At 69.7% G+C, this 17,737-nt stretch carries 18 protein-coding genes; 8 read left to right on the top strand and 10 right to left on the bottom strand.

The annotated features are described in order from the left end of the window. Positions 1-132: 132 nt before the first annotated feature. Complete coding sequence (locus DEJ03_RS02110; RefSeq protein ID WP_027466452.1) at positions 133-1,197, bottom strand: BMP family protein; 1,065 nt, start codon at positions 1,195-1,197, stop codon at positions 133-135. 198 nt (positions 1,198-1,395) lie between these two features. Continuing rightward, a complete protein-coding gene (locus DEJ03_RS02115) occupies positions 1,396-2,511 on the bottom strand; it encodes a mannose-1-phosphate guanylyltransferase (RefSeq protein ID WP_027466449.1) in 1,116 nt (371 codons plus the stop codon). 166 nt (positions 2,512-2,677) lie between these two features. Here DEJ03_RS02115 and DEJ03_RS02120 point away from each other — a divergent pair, with 166 nt between their 5' ends. The 6 genes from DEJ03_RS02120 (at position 2,678) to DEJ03_RS02145 (ending at position 8,210) form a co-directional block, all read left to right on the top strand. Next, a complete protein-coding gene (locus DEJ03_RS02120; protein ID WP_258370452.1) occupies positions 2,678-3,913 on the top strand; it encodes a glycosyltransferase family 1 protein in 1,236 nt (411 codons plus the stop codon). Positions 3,914-3,991: 78 nt separating this feature from the next. After that, on the top strand, positions 3,992-4,441 hold the full coding sequence (gene sdhC, locus DEJ03_RS02125; protein WP_017888739.1) for a succinate dehydrogenase, cytochrome b556 subunit: 450 nt from the start codon (positions 3,992-3,994) through the stop codon (positions 4,439-4,441). A gap of 11 nt (positions 4,442-4,452) precedes the next feature. Beyond that, complete coding sequence (gene sdhD / locus DEJ03_RS02130) at positions 4,453-4,899, top strand: succinate dehydrogenase, hydrophobic membrane anchor protein (RefSeq protein WP_027466446.1); 447 nt, start codon at positions 4,453-4,455, stop codon at positions 4,897-4,899. A 49-nt stretch (positions 4,900-4,948) separates the two neighbouring features. After that, positions 4,949-6,742, top strand: coding sequence for a succinate dehydrogenase flavoprotein subunit (sdhA, locus tag DEJ03_RS02135; RefSeq protein WP_027466445.1), 1,794 nt, complete (start codon positions 4,949-4,951; stop codon positions 6,740-6,742). Position 6,743: 1 nt separating this feature from the next. Continuing rightward, complete coding sequence (locus tag DEJ03_RS02140) at positions 6,744-7,517, top strand: succinate dehydrogenase iron-sulfur subunit (protein WP_017888736.1); 774 nt, start codon at positions 6,744-6,746, stop codon at positions 7,515-7,517. A gap of 51 nt (positions 7,518-7,568) precedes the next feature. Then, positions 7,569-8,210 carry a TNT domain-containing protein gene (locus tag DEJ03_RS02145; protein WP_110863343.1) on the top strand — a complete coding sequence of 214 codons (642 nt, stop codon included), beginning with the start codon at positions 7,569-7,571 and terminating at the stop codon, positions 8,208-8,210. A gap of 67 nt (positions 8,211-8,277) precedes the next feature. Here the strand turns inward: DEJ03_RS02145 and DEJ03_RS02150 are convergent, their stop codons facing one another. From DEJ03_RS02150 to ptsP, 8 genes are all read right to left on the bottom strand, one after another. Continuing rightward, positions 8,278-9,018 carry a DUF805 domain-containing protein gene (locus tag DEJ03_RS02150; protein ID WP_181422572.1) on the bottom strand — a complete coding sequence of 247 codons (741 nt, stop codon included), beginning with the start codon at positions 9,016-9,018 and terminating at the stop codon, positions 8,278-8,280. Continuing rightward, a complete protein-coding gene (locus tag DEJ03_RS02155; RefSeq protein ID WP_110863344.1) occupies positions 9,015-9,581 on the bottom strand; it encodes a DUF805 domain-containing protein in 567 nt (188 codons plus the stop codon). The genes DEJ03_RS02150 and DEJ03_RS02155 overlap by 4 nt, the downstream gene beginning before the upstream one ends. A gap of 82 nt (positions 9,582-9,663) precedes the next feature. Continuing rightward, complete coding sequence (locus tag DEJ03_RS02160; RefSeq protein ID WP_110863345.1) at positions 9,664-10,200, bottom strand: DUF805 domain-containing protein; 537 nt, start codon at positions 10,198-10,200, stop codon at positions 9,664-9,666. Positions 10,201-10,302: 102 nt separating this feature from the next. Next, positions 10,303-11,235, bottom strand: coding sequence for an NADP-dependent oxidoreductase (locus DEJ03_RS02165; RefSeq protein WP_110863346.1), 933 nt, complete (start codon positions 11,233-11,235; stop codon positions 10,303-10,305). A gap of 90 nt (positions 11,236-11,325) precedes the next feature. Further along, positions 11,326-12,483 carry a mannitol-1-phosphate 5-dehydrogenase gene (locus tag DEJ03_RS02170; RefSeq protein ID WP_110863347.1) on the bottom strand — a complete coding sequence of 386 codons (1,158 nt, stop codon included), beginning with the start codon at positions 12,481-12,483 and terminating at the stop codon, positions 11,326-11,328. Then, positions 12,480-12,917 (bottom strand): PTS sugar transporter subunit IIA, encoded by a 438-nt coding sequence (locus DEJ03_RS02175; protein WP_071244331.1) that lies wholly within the window; start codon positions 12,915-12,917, stop codon positions 12,480-12,482. The genes DEJ03_RS02170 and DEJ03_RS02175 overlap by 4 nt, the downstream gene beginning before the upstream one ends. An 88-nt stretch (positions 12,918-13,005) precedes the next feature. Then, positions 13,006-14,553, bottom strand: coding sequence for a PTS mannitol transporter subunit IICB (locus tag DEJ03_RS02180; protein ID WP_027466425.1), 1,548 nt, complete (start codon positions 14,551-14,553; stop codon positions 13,006-13,008). A 68-nt stretch (positions 14,554-14,621) separates the two neighbouring features. Next, positions 14,622-16,280, bottom strand: a complete 1,659-nt coding sequence (gene ptsP / locus DEJ03_RS02185; protein ID WP_110863348.1) for a phosphoenolpyruvate--protein phosphotransferase — start codon at positions 16,278-16,280, stop codon at positions 14,622-14,624. 251 nt (positions 16,281-16,531) lie between these two features. Between ptsP and DEJ03_RS02190 the strand changes: the two genes are divergently transcribed. Next, entirely contained in the window at positions 16,532-17,302 is a 771-nt protein-coding gene (locus DEJ03_RS02190; protein WP_071406394.1) for a DeoR/GlpR family DNA-binding transcription regulator, read from the top strand. 69 nt (positions 17,303-17,371) lie between these two features. Continuing rightward, positions 17,372-17,644, top strand: a complete 273-nt coding sequence (locus tag DEJ03_RS02195; RefSeq protein WP_022905912.1) for an HPr family phosphocarrier protein — start codon at positions 17,372-17,374, stop codon at positions 17,642-17,644. Positions 17,645-17,737 lie beyond the last annotated feature (93 nt).

Below are 17,737 nucleotides of genomic sequence, written 5' to 3' on the forward strand. Positions count from 1 at the left end.
CGCGGGCGCACGGTGTCGCGTGCAGCCCGCGGATGCACGATGTGGTGTGCGCCACCGGCGCACGATGTGGTGTGCACCCCTGGGCGCACGAGAACGCGGGCGAGGGATGCTCCCCCGCCCGCGTTCATCGGGTCAGGACTGGGTCTTGACCTTGATCGAGCCGTCGATGATGCCGGCCTTCACGTCGTCGAGCTCGCCCTGCAGGCCCTTGTCGACCTTGGACTCGAAGTCGTGGAACGGCGCGATGCCGACGCCGTCGTTCTCGAGGGTGCCCACGTACGGGTCCTTCGAGAACTTGTCGTCAGCCGCCTGCTCGACGACGTCCTTCACGGCCGGGCGCATGCCCTTCTCGACCGAGGTGAAGGCGATGTCCTTGTAGCGGGGGTCGGCCTCGTAGAGGTCGCTGTCCGCACCGATCAGGACGGAGCCGTTGTCGGCGTCCTTGATGGCCTCGGCAGCGGACTGGTAGATCGGGCCACCGACGGGCAGGATCACGTCGGCGTCCTGGTCGAGGAGCGTCTGCGCGACCGACTTGGCCTGCGTGCCGGCCTCGAAGCCACCGGTGAAGGAGCCCTTGCCGGTGTCGACGTTCCAGCCGACGACCTTGACGTCCTTGTCCTTCTGCTCGTTGTAGTACTTCACGCCGTCCGCGAAGCCGTCCATGAAGATGGTGACGGTCGGGATCTGCATGCCACCGAAGGTGCCGACGACGCCGGTCTTCGAGTAGGACGCCGCCGCGTAGCCGGCGAGGAACGCCGCCTGCGAGGTATCGAACGTGATCGGCTTGACGTTCTTCGCGTCGATCGAGTTGTCGTCGATGATCGCGAAGTCGGTGTCGGGGTTCGCAGCGGCCTGCTTCTTCGTGGCGTCGGCCAGGTTGAAGCCGACGGTCACGACGAGGTTGCAGTTCTGGCCGATGAGCTGCTCGATGTTCGAGTCGTAGACGGTGGCGTCCTTCGACTCGGCCTCCTTGTAGGTGGCACCGAGGTCCTTGGCGGCGTCCTTCATGCCCTCGTAGCCGAGCTGGTTGAACGACTTGTCGTCGAACCCACCGGCGTCGGAGACCATGCAGGGGCGGAAGTCGGTCTTCTTCGCCGAGTCGGTGGTGGACGGCGCCGAGGCGCAGCCGGCCAGGACGGCGACGGTGCCGGCGAGCGCGAGGCCGCTGAGGACGACCTGTCGGGTACGAGATGTCACGGGTTGGTTCCTCCGGGGAGCGTGCCCGGACCACGTGCGTTCCGGGCGATCGTGGCGACAGTACACGACCGTCGGGTCGGTACAGGACCCGTTGCGGGGGTCCTGCGGATCGGTTACGGGATCGCGACCCCGCCGAAACGCGCCCGTAACGCGGGGCCACCCGCGCACCCCCAGTTCGAGGGGTTTGTTGATGGAGCGCTACAGGACGTCGCCGCGGCCGCTGATCTTCAGGGCATCCACGACGCCCTTCACCCGCTGTGCGTTCGCGCTCGTGGTGACGAGCAGCGCGTCCGGGGTGTCCACGACGACGATGTCCTCGACGCCGATGAGCGAGATGAGCCGCTGGCTGTGCGAGATCACGATGCCGCTCGACGAGTCCGCCAGGATGCGGGCGCCGTCCCCGAGCACCGCGAGGTTGTTCGGCCGGCCGCCGGACTGCAGTTTGGCGAGCGAGGCGAAGTCGCCCACGTCGTCCCAGTCGAAGTCACCGGGGACGACCGCCATGCGCCCGGCGGCGGCGGCGGGCTCGGCGACCGTGTAGTCGATCGCGATCTTCTCGAGCATCGGCCAGACGGCGTCGACCACGGCGCCGCGTGCCGAGGTGTCCCAGGCGTCGGCGAGTTCGTTGATGCCCGCCAGCAGCTCGGGCTTCGTCCGGCCGATCTCGGCGAGCAGCACGTCGGCGCGCGCGATGAACATGCCAGCGTTCCAGAGGTAGTTGCCCTGCTCGACGTACGAGCGGGCGGTGTCGAGGTCCGGCTTCTCGACGAACGACTTGACGGCGTGTGCGGTCGGGGCACCCTCGATGTCGAGCCCGGCGGTGTCGGCGTTGATGTAGCCGAAGCCGATCGCGGGTTCCGTCGGGGTGATGCCGATGGTGGTGACGTAGCCGGCACGGGCGACGGCGACGGCCTCGCGGACCGAGCGGCGGAAACCGCGTGCGTCACCGATGACGTGGTCGGCGGCGAACGATCCGATGACGACGTCGGGCTCGCGGCGCACCAGGATCGCCGCGGCCAGGCCGATGGCCGCCGTGGAGTCCTTCGGTTCGCTCTCGAGCACCACGTTGTGGTCCTCGACGCCCGGCAGCTGCGACTCCACCGCGACCCGGTGCGCACGGCCGGTGACGACCATGATCCGCTGGTCGCCGGCGAGCGGCGCCAGGCGGTCCCAGGTCTGCCGCAGCAGCGAGGTGCCGGAACCCGTCAGGTCGTGCAGGAACTTGGGTGCGTCCGCGCGCGACAACGGCCACAGGCGCGATCCGATGCCCCCTGCGGGGATGATCGCGTAGAAGTCTTCGAGAGCGTCAGCCACGCGCTCACCGTACCGGTCCCACCGGGTGGATCCTGGGTGGTCTCCGCACGATTCCCGCATGCGGGCTCCCGCAGCGTCGGCCGTCGCGTTGTTCACCCGGCGCGCGCGTCCCGTTCACGTCGTCGGCCCCGCCGGGTCACGTCACGCCCGGAGCATGGGCAGCACCATGAGCGCACGCAGCGTGGAGCGCGGCACGTCCCCCCGGACCGTCGCCGTCGTGACCGAGAGCTTCCTGCCCACCCTCAACGGCGTGACCACCAGTGTCCTGGCGGTCCTCGACCACCTGGAACGACGGGGTCACCGCGCGGTCGTGATCGCCCCGGACACCCCCGGCCTGGCGCAGTTCCGGTCGCGCAGCGCCGTCGAGCGCTACCGCTCCTTCGACGTCCACCGCATCCCCGCCGTCGCCTACCGCCAGTTCCCGGTGGCACTCCCCCACCCGGTGCTCGACACGATCCTCGCCGCCTCCGGCGCCGACGTGCTCCACGCCGCCAGTCCGTTCCTGCTGGGTGGGCGCGCGATCACGGCAGCCGGGAGGCTCGGCATCCCCTCCGTCGCCGTCTTCCAGACCGACGTGGCCGGGTTCGCCCGCCGCAACGGCCTGACCGCGACCGTCCCGTTGGTGCGGAAGATCCTCGGACGCATCCACGCCGGCGCCTCGCTGACGCTCGCCCCGTCGAGCGCGACGGCCACGATGCTCGCCGAGGAGGGCGTGCCCCGCGTCGCCCGCTGGGGTCGCGGCGTCGACACCGAGCTGTTCCACCCCGCGCGCCGGTCGACCGGGCACGTGCGGGCACTCCGCCGCCGCCTGGCCCCGAACGGCGAGACCATCGTCGGGTACGTCGGACGACTGGCCCCGGAGAAGGAGGTCGAGCGGCTCGCCGAACTCGGCGGCGTCCCCGGCATCCGGGTCGTCGTGGCCGGAGGGGGTCCGTCGCGGGCGATGCTCGAACGTCGGCTCCGGCACCTCGACGTCACCTTCACCGGCCCCCTGCGCGGCGACGCACTCGCCGACGCGTACGCGGCGCTCGACCTGTTCGTGCACACCGGTCCGGCCGAGACCTTCGGGCAGACGCTGCAGGAGGCCCACGCCTCCGGCCTGCCCGTGATCGCGCCGGCGTCCGGCGGCCCGCTCGACCTGGTCGCCCCGGGGCTCGACGGCGAGCTCTACGACGCCGATGCCCCGCAGGCCCTGCGGCACGCGGTCCTGCGACTGCACCACGACCGTGCGCTCGCGGAGCGGATGGGTTCCGCCGGTCGGCTCCGGGTCGAGGGCACCACCTGGGAGGCCGTCGGCGACCAGCTCCTCGACCACCACGACACGGCCCGCACCATCGGCGCGCCGCCCGTCGGACGGGGCCTCCGGGCAGGTCGGGACGAGAAGGTCAGCGCCCGCGCATAGGATGGGTCGTGTTCCACACGAACACGAACGGCAAGGGCTCGCCGATCGGGCGAGCCCGTCCTATGGAAGGACGAGCTCATGGCTGAGCACACCGGCGGGGGTACGGCGACCGCGGTGCCCGACGTCTCGATTGAAGCTCCACGGGCTTCTCGGACGCCACAGGGCACGCTCTACCGCGGTTCGATCGGGATGTGGTCGTGGGTCCTCCACCGCATCACCGGCGTCGCGATCTACTTCTTCCTGCTCGTGCACATCCTCGACACGGCGCTCGTGCGGCTCTCACCCGAGGCGTACAACGCGGTCATCGGCACGTACAAGACCCCGATCATGAACCTCGGCGAGATCGCGCTCGTCATGGCCATCGTCTTCCACGCCTTCAACGGCCTGCGGATCATCCTGATCGACTTCTGGTCGAAGGGCCCGAAGTACCAGCGGGCCATGTTCTGGATCGTCATGGTCCTGTGGGCGGTGGCGATCGCGGGCTTCCTGCCCCGCCAGCTCATGAACCTCGTCGCGGACTTCAACTGAGGGGCACGAAGATGACCACGCAGATCGTCGAACCTCCCCGCTCGGCCGCAGCCGCCCGCAGCACCACCAACTGGGAGAAGTGGGGCTGGATCTACATGCGCGCCTCGGGCGTGCTGCTCGTCGTGCTGATCTTCGGCCACCTCTTCGTCAACATGGTGGCCGGCGAGGGCGTCAAGCAGATCGACTTCGCCTTCGTCGCCGGCAAGTGGGCCAACCCCTTCTGGCAGGTCTGGGACTCGCTCATGCTGGTCCTCGCCCTCATCCACGGCTCGAACGGCATGCGCACCATCGTCAACGACTACGTGTCGAAGCCGGGCATCCGGAAGACGCTCCTCGTCGCGATCCTGGCCGCCTGCGTCGTGCTGATCGTCCTCGGGCTCCTCGTCTGCTGGACCTTCGACCCGTGCCCCGCCGGCGCCGCTGCCGCCGACCTGCCGTCCTTCTGCCCGGCGCAGTAGCACCACCACTGTTGCTGCCCGCGTTCCCACCGTCTACGGAAAGACCCCTGTGACCGAGACCACCGTCCACCACCACCAGTTCGACATCGTCATCATCGGCGCCGGAGGCGCGGGTATGCGAGCCGCGATCGAAGCCGGCCCGAAGGCGAAGACGGCCGTCATCTCGAAGCTCTACCCCACCCGGTCGCACACCGGTGCGGCGCAGGGCGGGATGGCCGCGGCCCTCGCGAACGTCGAAGAGGACTCGTGGGAGTGGCACACCTTCGACACGATCAAGGGCGGCGACTACCTGGTCGACCAGGACGCCGCCGAGATCCTCGCGAAAGAGGCGATCGACGCCGTCATCGACCTCGAGAACATGGGCCTGCCGTTCAACCGCACGCCCGAGGGCAAGATCGACCAGCGCCGTTTCGGTGGCCACACCCGCGACCACGGCAAGTCCCCGGTCCGCCGGGCCTGCTACGCCGCCGACCGCACCGGGCACATGATCCTGCAGACGCTGTTCCAGAACTGCGTGAAGCTCGGCGTCGAGTTCTACAACGAGTTCTACGCGCTCGACCTCATCATGGTCGACGTCGTCGGTGACGACGGTGTCACCCGCCAGCAGCCGGCCGGCGTCGTCGCGTTCGAGCTCGCGACCGGTGAGCTGCACGTCTTCCACGCCAAGGCGATGATCTTCGCGACCGGCGGCTTCGGCAAGATGTACAAGACCACCTCGAACGCGCACACCCTGACCGGCGACGGCGTCGGAATCGTGTGGCGCAAGGGCCTGCCGCTCGAGGACATGGAGTTCTTCCAGTTCCACCCGACCGGGCTCGCCGGGCTCGGCATCCTGCTGACCGAGGGTGCCCGTGGCGAGGGCGCGATCCTCCGGAACGCCTCGGGCGAGCGCTTCATGGAGCGGTACGCCCCCACCATCAAGGACCTCGCACCGCGTGACATCGTCGCGCGCTGCATGGTGCAGGAAGTGGCCGAGGGTCGGGGTGCCGGACCGAACAAGGACTATGTGCTGCTCGACTGCACGCATCTGGGGGCCGAGGTCCTCGAGACGAAGCTGCCGGACATCACCGAGTTCGCCCGCACGTACCTCGGCGTCGACCCGGTCGTCGAGCCGGTGCCCGTCATGCCGACCGCGCACTACGCGATGGGCGGGATCCCGACGAACGTCAAGGCCGAGGTCCTGTACGACAACACCACCGTCGTCCCCGGCCTGTACGCCGCCGGCGAGTGCGCCTGCGTCTCCGTGCACGGCTCCAACCGCCTCGGCACCAACTCGCTGCTCGACATCAACGTCTTCGGCAAGCGCTCGGGCAACAACGCCGCCGAGTGGGTCCAGACCGCCGAGTTCCTCCCCCTGCCGGAGGACCCGGCGGCCGGCGTCCGCGGCATGCTCGACCAGCTCCGTGCCTCGACCGGCACCGAGCGCGTCTCCGCCCTCCGCAAGGAACTGCAGGAGGAGATGGACAAGAACGCGCAGGTGTTCCGCACGGACGAGTCGCTCGCCCGTGTCACCGAGACCCTGCACACGCTCCGCAACCGCTTCATGCAGGTCTCCGTGCAGGACAAGGGCAAGCGGTTCAACACCGACCTGCTCGAGGCCGTCGAGCTCGGGTTCCTGCTCGACCTGGCCGAGGTCGTCGTCTACTCGGCGCGCAACCGCAAGGAGAGCCGCGGCGGCCACATGCGCGACGACTACCCGAAGCGCGACGACGAGAACTACATGCAGCACACCATGGCGTACCTGACGGGCGACCCGCACTCGTCACTCGCCGACGACCACATCACGCTCGACTGGAAGCCCGTCGTCATCACGCGGTACCAGCCGATGGAGAGGAAGTACTGAGATGACCGACACCCTGGTCTCCGAGGCACCCCGCACCGACACCGTGCAGGACGCCCCTCCCGGATCCTTCTCCGTCACGGTCATCGTCCGTCGCTTCGACCCCGACGTCGACGACGAGCCGCGCTGGCAGGACTTCGACGTCATGATGCTGCCGACCGACCGCATCCTCGACGCCCTGCACAAGATCAAGTGGGAGCAGGACGGGTCCCTGACCTTCCGCCGCTCGTGCGCACACGGCGTCTGCGGGTCCGACGCCATGCGCATCAACGGTCGCAACCGCCTGGCGTGCAAGACCCTGATCAAGGACCTCGACGTCTCGAAGCCGATCTACGTCGAGGCGATCAAGGGCCTGCCGCTCGAGAAGGACCTCGTCGTCGACATGGAGCCCTTCTTCCAGAGCTACCGCGAGGTGCAGCCGTTCCTGCAGTCCTCGTCGGCCCCGACGCCCGGCAAGGAGCGTGTGCAGTCCGTCGCCGACCGCGCCCGCTTCGACGACACCACGAAGTGCATCCTCTGCGCCGCGTGCACGTCGTCCTGCCCGGTGTTCTGGACCGACGGGCAGTACTTCGGCCCCGCCGCGATCGTGAACGCACACCGGTTCATCTTCGACTCCCGCGACGACGCCGCGAACGTCCGCCTCGACATCCTCAACGACAAGGAAGGCGTCTGGCGCTGCCGCACGACCTTCAACTGCACCGACGCGTGCCCCCGTGGCATCCAGGTGACGAAGGCGATCTCCGAGGTCAAGCAGGCGATCATGCGCGGCCGCGCGTAGTCCCGGCTCCGTCCAAGGCCCAGCACCACGTCGACCGATAGGCTCCCGACCATGACGTTCGCGGACACCCGCCCCATCCTCGACCAGCTCGGCTACACGACCCGGTACGTGCAGCTCCCCGGCGAGACCCTGCACGAACCGCCGGTCGAGGGGGCGCTCCGCATCGTCCAGACCGACGCCTCCGGCTACGCGCTCGAGGTGGTCGACTACGGCACGGCTCGTCGTCTCGCGCAGGCCACGGGCGAGGACGACGCGGTCGAGATGCTGCGCCGCTTCCTGAACCGTCCGTTCCCGGAGCCGCGCGACATCCCTCGTCATGAGCTCGAGGGGCTCCGCGACCGCGCAGCGTCGACCTACCCGCAGCTCGCGCAGCAGGTCGCACAGGCCGGCGAGCAGGGGCTGACCATCCAGATCCCGGCCGGTGTCCCCGTCGACCGCATCGGTGGCCCGGACGGCTACCTGCTGCACCCGCTCGACACCCCGCTGCCCAGCCGGTCGCTGCCCCCGCACGTGACCTCGTCGCCGGAGACCCACCGGTACGTCGTCGATCGGCCGTTCCTGGTGAACGTCCGCTTCGTCCAGCCCTGGTTCGAGCAGCCGGGCGGCGCCCTGCGCTTCCAGATCGCCGACCCGTCGGCCACCGTCCGTGACCTGGTGGTCGACGGCGCGCTCGCCCGCCTCCGGGTCGTCTGAACCCACCGACACACGAACAGCCCGCCCCGCGCTCGAAGCGCGGGGCGGGCTGTTCTCGTTCGTGGAACTACCGCAGGTCGGGGCGGTCGTACCGCGCACCGGCCGGGTTCGACGGCAGGCAGCCGAACACGATGGCCGCGGGGCTCGCGATGAGCGACACGAGCCAGAGCGGGCCCGGCAGGTTCGCGTCGTGGAGGCGGCGCCACGCGAGTGCCAGGTTCGGCACGAGGGTGGCGAGCCACCACAGCCCGAAGAGCCCGAGCAGCACGAAGGCGAACGGCGAAGGCGCCCCCGACACGTCGCGCGAGTACCCGTAGTCGTCCACGACGGTGGTGGTCGGGCTGGTGGCGATCAGCAGGGCGATGAAGCCCCCGTAGAGCACGATCGTGACGATGGCGTTGGCCAGGAACCAGTACCAGTACTCACTGCGACCGGCACGGCCGTCGAAGCGGGCGTACTTCTTGAAGAACCGGAGGAACGCGTCGAGGAACCCGATGCCGTACCAGGGGGCCCACAGCGGCGGAACGCCGTCCGGGCCGACCGGTATCGGCTCCGCCAGTTGCGGGTACCCACCGACGTACGGCTGGGCGTACTGCTGGGACGGCTGCTGTCCGTAGCTGGGCTGCTGCCCGTAGCCGGGCTGCTGTCCGTACCCAGGCTGCTGCCCGTAGCCAGGCTGCTGCCCGTACCCAGGCTGCTCGCCGTAGCCGGGCTGCTGCCCGTACCCGGGCTGCTCGCCGAACCCCGGCTGTCCCTGCTGCTGATCGCCGCCGGGCTGGCCCCACTGGGGCGTCCCGTCGTTGCTCATCGGCTCGAGACGGGGCGGTCGTACCGCGCGCCCTGCGGGTTCGAGGGCAGCAGGCCGAAGACGATGCCGACGATGCCGACGAAGAGCGCGATGATCCACAGCGCACCGGGGAGGTTCGCATCGTGCAGGCGGCGCCAGCCGAGGGCGAGCGTCGGGATGATGATCGCGAGGCCCCAGAGCAGGAACAGGATGCCCGAGATGACGAAGAGCGCGGACGGCTCGGTGACGGTGGACTGGACGCTGGTTGACGTCGAGGACGACATCGACACGGTCGAGCGCTCGGAGGTCGCGAAACCGATGGCGTACAGGATGCCGAGGACGATGGCCACGATCCCGTTCGCCAGGTACCACCACCAGAACTCGCTGCGGCTGGCACGACCGCTGAACGTGGCGTACTTCTTGAAGAAGCGGCCGACGGCCTTGCCGAACGAGATCCCGTACCACGGTGCCCAGAGCGGCGGTTCGCCGTTCGGTCCGGTCGCCGGCTGCTGGCCGTACTGCGGTGCGCCGCCGAACTGGGCGTTCGGCTGGTTGTTCGGATCCTGCGGGTACTGGTCGCTCACGTGGTCCCCCTCGAGTGTTGGCTGATGTTCACGGTCGAGTCAACCAGAACTCCTGAGCGGCGGTCAGAACCGGTACCGCGCGTCACCCCTGCAGCGGACGGTCGTACTGCTGCCCCTGCGGGTTCGACGACATCAGGCCGATGATCAACGAGAACAGGATGCCGATCGGCGGGATGATGAACAACAGGGCGAGCAGGCCACTGAGGTTGACGTCGTGCAGCCGCCGCACGGTCAACGCGATGAAACCGAGCGCGCAGGCCAGGCTCCAGAGACTGCCGAGTCCGTCCGAACCGTCGTCGACGAACGGCAGCACGTCGAACCCGCTGCCGATGATGCCGGCGGCAGCCGAACCGATGAGGTACCAGAGCGCCCAGAACCAGTACTCCGACAGACTGGCCCGACCGTCGAAGCGCACGTACTTCTTCCAGAACCGCCGGAAGGCCTGGGGGAAGGGGATGCCGTACCAGGGTGCCCAGAGCGGCGGCTCGGACCTCCCACCACTCGGCCGACCCGGACCGGGCTGCCCGTACTGCCCCGGAGGCTGCTGCCCCCACGGCTGCTGTCCGTACGGGCCCTGCTGCTGGCCGTACGGGTCACGGGGCGGGTACTGGTCGCTCATCGGTCGGGTCCTTCCGGCGCGGCTGTCGGTCCACACAGAGTGTGGCACTCCCCCGAGCCGGCGAGCGTCATCCGCGGGAACGACTCCTGTCCGACGATGCTGTCAGGGCAGGAGCGCGAGCTTGCCCCCGGGGTGCCCGGACTCCAGCAGCTCCGCCGCCGCCTTCGCCTCCGCCAGCGGGAAGGTCCGCGCCACCGGCACCTCGAGCTGTCCGGCACCAGCCAGGTCGATGAGCCGCTGCCGCACCGAGTCCCGGAACGCCTTGCTGGCCGGCTGCGCGCCGCCCACCGCGGCGATCCCGTCCGATGCGGCCCGCGCCTGCGCGGCGATCGTCACGATCCGTGACCGGTCCGCGACCAACGCGAGCGAGACGTCGACGGCCTCGTCGGTACCGACGCAGTCCAGTGCCACGTCGATGCCGGAGGGTGCGAGATCACGGACACGCGCCTCCAGGCCGTCGCCGTACGCGACCCACTCGCCACCGAAGCGTCGCACGACGTCCGCACCACGCTCCGACGCGGTGCCGATGACGCGGGTGCCGAGCAGCCGTAGCTGCTGGAGCAGGCTGACGCCGACCGCGCCCGATGCGCCGTGCACCAGGATGGTGTCGCGCCCCTCCGCGCGGGTGACGCGGAGCATGTCGGCGGCGGTCGAGCCGGCGAGGAGCAGGTTGGCGGCCTCCGGGAAGCCGAGCGAAGCGGGCTTCGCGAAGACGTCGGCCGCGGGCACCGTGACCGACTCGGCCCAGCCGCCGCTGACGCGGAACGCGAGGACCTCGTCGCCGACCGTTCCCCCACCGGACGCGATCTCGGTGTCGGGGCCGACGGCGGACAGGACGCCGGCGACCTCGTAGCCGACGGCGATGGGCAGGTCCGCGGGGTCGCCCTGGCGGGTGTGCTTGGTGTCTGCGGGGTTCATGCCGGCGGCGCGGACGGTGATGGTGACCTCGCCGGGGCCGGGTACCGGCACCTCCGCCTCGACGTACTCCAGGACTTCGCTGCCGCCGAACCGTGGGGCCACCCAGTGCTTCGTCATGCGGGCGACGGTACGCGTCGCGACCCCGGAACGGACGGGAGGCCCGTCACCAGCTGGTGACGGGCCTCCCGTTCGTCGGTGCTGACGTCGTCAGGCGCGCGCGGACCGGATCCGCTCGGTGAACGCGGCGTGCAGCGGGTGCTCCGCGGCGAGACCGGTGATCTGCGTGGCTACGTCCGCGTCGGACGCGTCCGATGCCAACAGCGCCTGCAGCTCGACGCTCTGCTCGTCGTCCGCGACGTCGAAGCGGAGCGCCGCGGCCATCGCGTCGAGGAGCGCGGTCGGCTCGGTACCGTCCTCGGCCAGCGCGGCGGCGGGCGAGACGAACCGCTCGTCGCGCGACAGCTTGCGGAGCGGCTGACGGCCGACGCGGGTCACCGTGTCGGGCAGGTGCGGGTTCTCGAACCGGCCGATGATCGCCTGCACGTACGCGCGGTGCACCTCGGCGTCGAGCTCGTGCCGGCGGATGAGCAGGTCGCTCGTCTCGGCGAGCACGGACTCGAGCTCGGAGCGCACGGCGGGGATCGCGATGGCGTCCGAGATCTTGTCGGCCCCGGCGACGAAGCCGTGGTACGCGACGGTGGCGTGCCCGGTGTTCACCGTGAAGAGCTTGCGCTCGATCGACGCCGCGAGGCCGTCGACGTAGTGCGCGCCGGGGATCTCCGGCTCGTTCCCACCGAACGGCGTGCGGTCGATGGCCCACTCGAAGTAGGTCTCCACGGTGACGTCGAGTCCGCCACCCTCGGGCTGCGCGGGCACGATGCGGTCGACGGCGGTGTTCGCGAAGACGGCGTTGGCCAGGGCGGCGTCGCGGCCGTCCTCGGGCAGGGCGGCGACGATGAACTCGCGCAGGCGGTCCGTGGCGTTGAGGGCGTTCTCGCACGCCATGACGGCGATCGGTGCGGCGTCCGCGTCGCGGGCGACGAGCGCGCGGGCGATGACCGGGGCGATGAACTTCAGGACGTTCGGGCCGACGGCGCAGGTGACGATCGCGGCCTTCGCGATCTCGGCGACCACGCCGTCCTCGTCCTGAGCGCTGTTCAGCGCGCGGAAGTTCGTGACCTCGTGGTCCTGGGCGCCGGCCCCGACCTCGTGCACGGTGTACGAGTCGGTTGCGGCCAGGGCGTCGATGAGCGGGGCGGCGACGTCGGCGAAGACGACCTCGTAGCCGGCCTCGTGGAGCAGGAGCCCGACGAAGCCGCGGCCGATGTTGCCGGCGCCGAAGTGGACGGCGGTGCTGGTGCTCACTCGTTGACCTCGCCGAGGATCGACAGGATCGCGGCGGTGTCGGCGGCGTCGGTGAGCTTCTGGACCTCGTCCTCGTCGGAGAACACGATCGCGATCTTCGACAGGATGTCGAGGTGCTCGTTGTTCACGCCGGCGATGCCGACGACGAAGCGCACGGGGTTGCCGTCCCAGTCGATCGGGCTGGCGTAACGGATGAACGACAGGGCGGACGACTTGATGGCGTCCTTCGCGTCGTTGGTGCCGTGCGGGATGGCGAGGAAGTTGCCCATGTAGGTGGACACGCTCTTCTCACGCTCGAGCATCGCCGGGTAGTAGTCGGCCGTGACCGCGCCCGCAGCCTCGAGGATCTCGGCCGCCTCCTTCATCGCTTCCGACTTGGTCGGCGCGGTGTCCTCGGTGTGGATGCGGATCTGGCTCTCCTGCAGGACGGGCATCGGGGGTTCTCCTTGTGTTGAGGACGAGATGGAGGGGACGGGTCAGCCCCGTCCCCTCCGATACTGCACTTCGTTACTGGTTGTGGCGTTACTGGTTCTTCAGCTGCTCGACGACCTGGTCGTACTGCGGAGCGTTCATGAAGTTGCCGACCGACACGTGCTGCGCGTTCGGGTTCTTCTGCTTCGCGCGGTCCGTCAGCTCTTCCTGCGTGATGATCAGGTCCTCGTCACCGGACAGGTTCGCGATCGCCTTGTTGGAGACCGTGACCCCTTCGATGCCCGCCTTCTTGATCTTGTTGCGCAGGACGCTGGCGCCCATCGCACTCGAGCCCATGCCGGCGTCGCAGGCGAAGACCAGGTTCTGGACCTTCGTCGCCGTCGCCGTGCTGGCCGAGCCGACGCCGCCGAGGGAGGCCTCTGCCTCTTCCTCGTTGGCCGGGGAGTTGTTGCCGAGCAGGCCGGCGGTTGCGGCGTTGACGTCGCGGCCCTTGTTGGCCTGGAGCTTCGCCATGGCGGCGCTCATGTCTCCGTCGTTGCCTGCGGCGCGGTCGCGCTTACGGGTGGCGAGGAGGAAGAACGCGGCGACCGCGAACGTCACCGCCGCCGAGAACACGACCGACAGGATGACGCCGACGAAGCTGTCACGGGGCGTGTTGCCGAGCACCGCGATGATCGATCCCGGAGACGCCGGAGCGGTCAGGCCGGAGTTGAAGATGACGTTCGTCAGCACACCGGTGCCACCACCGAGGATCACGGCGATGAACAGGACCGGCTTCTGCAGCACGTACGGGAAGTAGATCTCGTGGATGCCACCGAAGAACTGGATGATGATCGCGCCGGGAGCGGTCGAACGGGCGATGCCCATGCCGAAGAAGGAGAAGGCGAGCAGGATGCCGAGGCCCGGACCGGGGTTCGCCTCGAGCAGGAACAGGATCGACTTGCCCGACTCCTTGACCTGGTCGACGCCGAGCTGGTCGAGCACACCGTGGTTGATGGCGTTGTTCAGGAAGAACACCTTGGCCGGCTCGATGAAGACGCTCGCCAGGGGCAGGAGGGAGTGCGTGATGAGGAACTCCACCGCGACACCGAGCGCGTCGGCGATACCGGTGAAGACCTTCGACAGCCAGAAGAACCCGGCCAGGAACAACCCGAACCCGAGGATGCCCGCGGAGTAGTTGTTGACCAGCATTTCGAAGCCCGGCTTGATCTTGCCGTCCCACAGACGGTCCATCTGCTTGACCAGGTAGGCGCCGAGGGGGCCGCAGATCATCGCGCCGAGGATCATCGTCGTGCCGGAGCCGAGAATGACACCCATCGCGAAGATCGAACCGACGACGGCACCGCGGGTCTCGTAGACCATGCGGCCACCCTGGATCGCGATCGCGAGCGGGATGAGGTACGTCAGGATCGGGCCGACGACGCCGACGACACTGCCGTCGCGGGAACCGCCGAGCGCCGCGACCGGCGTCCAGCCGTCCGGGATGAAGAAGGCCGTGATGATGCCCCACGCGATGAAGATCGCGATGTTGGGCATGACCATGCCGGAGAGGAACGTGCCGAACTTCTGAACGGCGACGCGTGCGCCGCCCCGCGACTTCGCGGGTGCGTCGGGCGCTGCAACGGACGACGTTGTCATGTGCGGTGACTTTCTGTGTGGTGGAGCTGCTGCGTGGTGCTGGGAGGGGTGGTGCTGGGGGTGCTGGCTCAGGCGGCGTGCACCGCGGCCGCGGCGGCGGACTTCGCGGCCGCCGCCGTGCTCGCGGCGAGTGCCGCCGTCGCCATCTCGCGGGCCTGTTCGAGCGTGTAGCGACCGAGTTCGGCGCGCACGTCGGCCAGGGCCGCGGGAGTCATGGAGAGGGTGGTGGCGCCGAGTCCGACCAGGACGACGGCGAGCAGCGGGTCGGCTGCTGCCTCACCGCAGATCCCGACGGCCTTGCCGGCGGTGGCGCCCGCGGAGCCGAGCTGTGCGACGAGGCGCAGGACGGCAGGGTGCCACGGGTCCTGGTAGGACGCGACGGTGCCGAGCATGCGGTCGGCGGCCATCGTGTACTGGGTCAGGTCGTTCGTGCCGATCGACACGAAGTCGGCGTTCTGGAACACCTGCTCGGCCATCAGCGCGAGCGACGGCACCTCGGCCATGACACCCGCGGTGCGGATGCCGAGTTCACGGGCCAGGGTGACGAAGTACTCGGTCTCCTCGGCGTCGGCGACCATCGGGGCCATGACCCACAGGTCGGCCTCGGTCGCGGCGTCGGCCTGCGCGAGCGCGGTGAGCTGGTCGCGCAGCACCTCGGGGTGGTTCCGCAGGGCACGCAAGCCGCGGCGACCGAGGGCCGGGTTCTCCTCGTCCTTGTCGGTGAGGAACGGCAGGGGCTTGTCGGCGCCGGCGTCGAGCGCGCGCACGACGACCTTCTTGCCGGGGAACGCCGCGAGCAGCTGGCGGTACGACTCGGTCTGCTCGTCGACCGTGGGGGCCTTCGGCGAGTCGAGGAAGAGGAACTCGGTGCGGAAGAGCCCCACGCCCTCCGCACCGAGAGCAACGGCCCCGGCGGCGTCGGCGGGGCTGCCGAGGTTCGCAAGCAGGGGCACGACGTGGCCGTCGGCGAGGGCACCGGCGGTGAGCGGTGCCGCGGCGGCGGCGAGACGGTCGGCGATGCGGCGCTCGACGTCCGCGACCAGTGCTGCGTCGGGGTCGGTGACGACCGTGCCGGCGATGGCGTCCACGACGACGGACTGGCCGTCGACCAGGTCGTCGGCACCGGTCACGCCGACGATGGCGGTGATGCCCTTGGCGCGGGCGAGGATCGCGGTGTGCGAGGTCGGGCCGCCGTCACGGGTGACGAGCGCCAGGACCTTCTCGAGGTCGAGCAGCGCGGTGTCCGCCGGGGCGAGGTCGCGGGCGACGAGGACGAAGGGGGTGTCCGATTCGGGGACACCGGGGGCGTGCACGCCGCGGAGCTTGGCGACGATGCGCTGGGCGACGTCGTCGAGGTCGGCCGCGCGCTCTCCCATGTAGCCACCCATGCCGACGAGCAGGTCGCGGAACTGGGCGAACGCCTCGTACACGGCGCGCTCGGCGTTGGTGCCGCCGTCGATGCGGGTGTGCATGTCGTCGAGGAGCGTCGGGTCCTGCGCCATGAGCGCCTGGGCCTCGAGCACGGCCTGGGCGTCCCCACCGGCGAGCTGTCCGCGCTTGTTGAGGTCGTCCGCCACGGCGGCCAGTGCGTCGTGCACGGCCTGCTTCGCGTCGTCCGCCGAGCCCACCAGGGCGTCCTTCGACGGTTCGCCGAGCGGGTCAGCCATCCGGAGCACGGGGCCGTGGGCAACGCCACGGCCGACGCCGGTGCCGAGCAGTTCGGACATTCGAGACTCCTTCATCTCACACGCGCTTGCGGTGGGGTGGATCGTTCGGTGCACACGACACGGGAACAGACCACGCCCGTGCGGCTGAGCAGCACACTACCCCGCTTCGCGTTGACAAACAAACACATCCGGGGATAAAAATGCAGAAACAGATGCCCGTTTGCGTCTGGCGGATCGAACGCAGGGGACGACATCGCGGATGTCGTGCCCGAGCATGTCCGTTCCGTTCCGACCCGAGACGACGAGGTTCGATGTACGCACCAGAACGCCACCAGCGCATCGTCGAGCAGGCGCGCGCGCAGGGCCGGGTGGACGTCAAGGACCTGGCCGAGTCGCTCGCCGTCACGCCCGAGACCATCCGCCGCGACCTGACGAGCCTGGAACGCCGCGGTCTCGTCCGTCGCGCGCACGGCGGGGCGATCCCCGTCGAGCGGATCACCCTGCACCCCGGCGTCGGGGACCGCGGCGGCATCAACCAGACCGAGAAGATGGTCATCGCCGAGGCCGCCCTGGCGGAACTGCCCGAGAACGGCTCGATCATGATCGACGCCGGCACCTCGACCATCTGCTTGGCCGAGCTGCTGCCGACCGACCGCGGACTGACCGTCGTCACGCACTCGCTCCCCGTCGCCACCGCCGTCGCGAACCGCCCGGGCATCGACCTGCACCTGCTCGGCGGCAACATCCGCAGCGACTCCCTGGCCGGCGTCGGTACCTGGACGCACCAGCTCATCGGCATGGTCAGCGTCGACGTCGCCTTCATCAGCATCAACGGCATCACGCCGGAGCGCGGCCTGACGACCCACAACATGGCCGAGGCCGCCGTGAAGAGCGCGATGATCAAGTCCGCCCGACGGAGCATCCTGCTCGCCGACCACACCAAGTTCGGCCGCGAGGAGTTCGGTCGCGTCGCCCCGCTCGCAGCGATCGACACGATCATCACCGACCCCGCCGTCAACCTCGACCTGGTCCGCGAGGTCGAGGCCGCCGGCACCGAGGTCTTCTGGCCCGGCCGACCCTGACCGCGCCCCGTCCCCGCCCACCCAGTGCTCGCTAGCATGAGCCAACCACCCATCGACAGGAGTACATCGATGTCCGAAGCCACCCGCACCGTGACCGTCGCCAGCGCATCCGGCCTGCACGCTCGCCCCGCATCCCTCTTCGTCCAGACCGTGACGGCGTCGGGGCACCAGGTCACGATCGCCAAGGGCGACAAGTCCGGGAACGCCGGCAGCATCCTCGCCCTGCTCGGGCTCGGTATCGAGAACGGCGACGAGGTCACCCTCACCGTCTCGGGCGACGACGCCGAGACCACCGCGGACAGCCTGGTCGAGTTCCTGAAGACGGACCACGACGCGGCCTGATCGCGCAGGTCGCGTCCTGTACGCGACCACCAGACGGACGGGAGGCACGGTGCCAGCTGGCACCGTGCCTCCCGTGCGTCCGTGGGGGCGTCC

The organism is Curtobacterium sp. MCLR17_043 (genome assembly GCF_003224215.1).
Lineage (GTDB): Bacteria > Actinomycetota > Actinomycetes > Actinomycetales > Microbacteriaceae > Curtobacterium > Curtobacterium flaccumfaciens.

Coding starts and splice junctions, on each gene's coding strand:
- DEJ03_RS02120 (WP_258370452.1), top strand. CDS start 2,678: ATGAGCGCACGCAGCGTGGAGCGCGGCACGTCCCCCCGGACCGTCGCC.
- sdhC (WP_017888739.1), top strand. CDS start 3,992: ATGGCTGAGCACACCGGCGGGGGTACGGCGACCGCGGTGCCCGACGTC.
- sdhD (WP_027466446.1), top strand. CDS start 4,453: ATGACCACGCAGATCGTCGAACCTCCCCGCTCGGCCGCAGCCGCCCGC.
- DEJ03_RS02140 (WP_017888736.1), top strand. CDS start 6,744: ATGACCGACACCCTGGTCTCCGAGGCACCCCGCACCGACACCGTGCAG.
- DEJ03_RS02145 (WP_110863343.1), top strand. CDS start 7,569: ATGACGTTCGCGGACACCCGCCCCATCCTCGACCAGCTCGGCTACACG.
- DEJ03_RS02150 (WP_181422572.1), bottom strand. CDS start 9,018: ATGAGCAACGACGGGACGCCCCAGTGGGGCCAGCCCGGCGGCGATCAG.
- DEJ03_RS02160 (WP_110863345.1), bottom strand. CDS start 10,200: ATGAGCGACCAGTACCCGCCCCGTGACCCGTACGGCCAGCAGCAGGGC.
- DEJ03_RS02165 (WP_110863346.1), bottom strand. CDS start 11,235: ATGACGAAGCACTGGGTGGCCCCACGGTTCGGCGGCAGCGAAGTCCTG.
- DEJ03_RS02175 (WP_071244331.1), bottom strand. CDS start 12,917: ATGCCCGTCCTGCAGGAGAGCCAGATCCGCATCCACACCGAGGACACC.
- DEJ03_RS02180 (WP_027466425.1), bottom strand. CDS start 14,553: ATGACAACGTCGTCCGTTGCAGCGCCCGACGCACCCGCGAAGTCGCGG.
- ptsP (WP_110863348.1), bottom strand. CDS start 16,280: ATGTCCGAACTGCTCGGCACCGGCGTCGGCCGTGGCGTTGCCCACGGC.
- DEJ03_RS02190 (WP_071406394.1), top strand. CDS start 16,532: ATGTACGCACCAGAACGCCACCAGCGCATCGTCGAGCAGGCGCGCGCG.
- DEJ03_RS02195 (WP_022905912.1), top strand. CDS start 17,372: ATGTCCGAAGCCACCCGCACCGTGACCGTCGCCAGCGCATCCGGCCTG.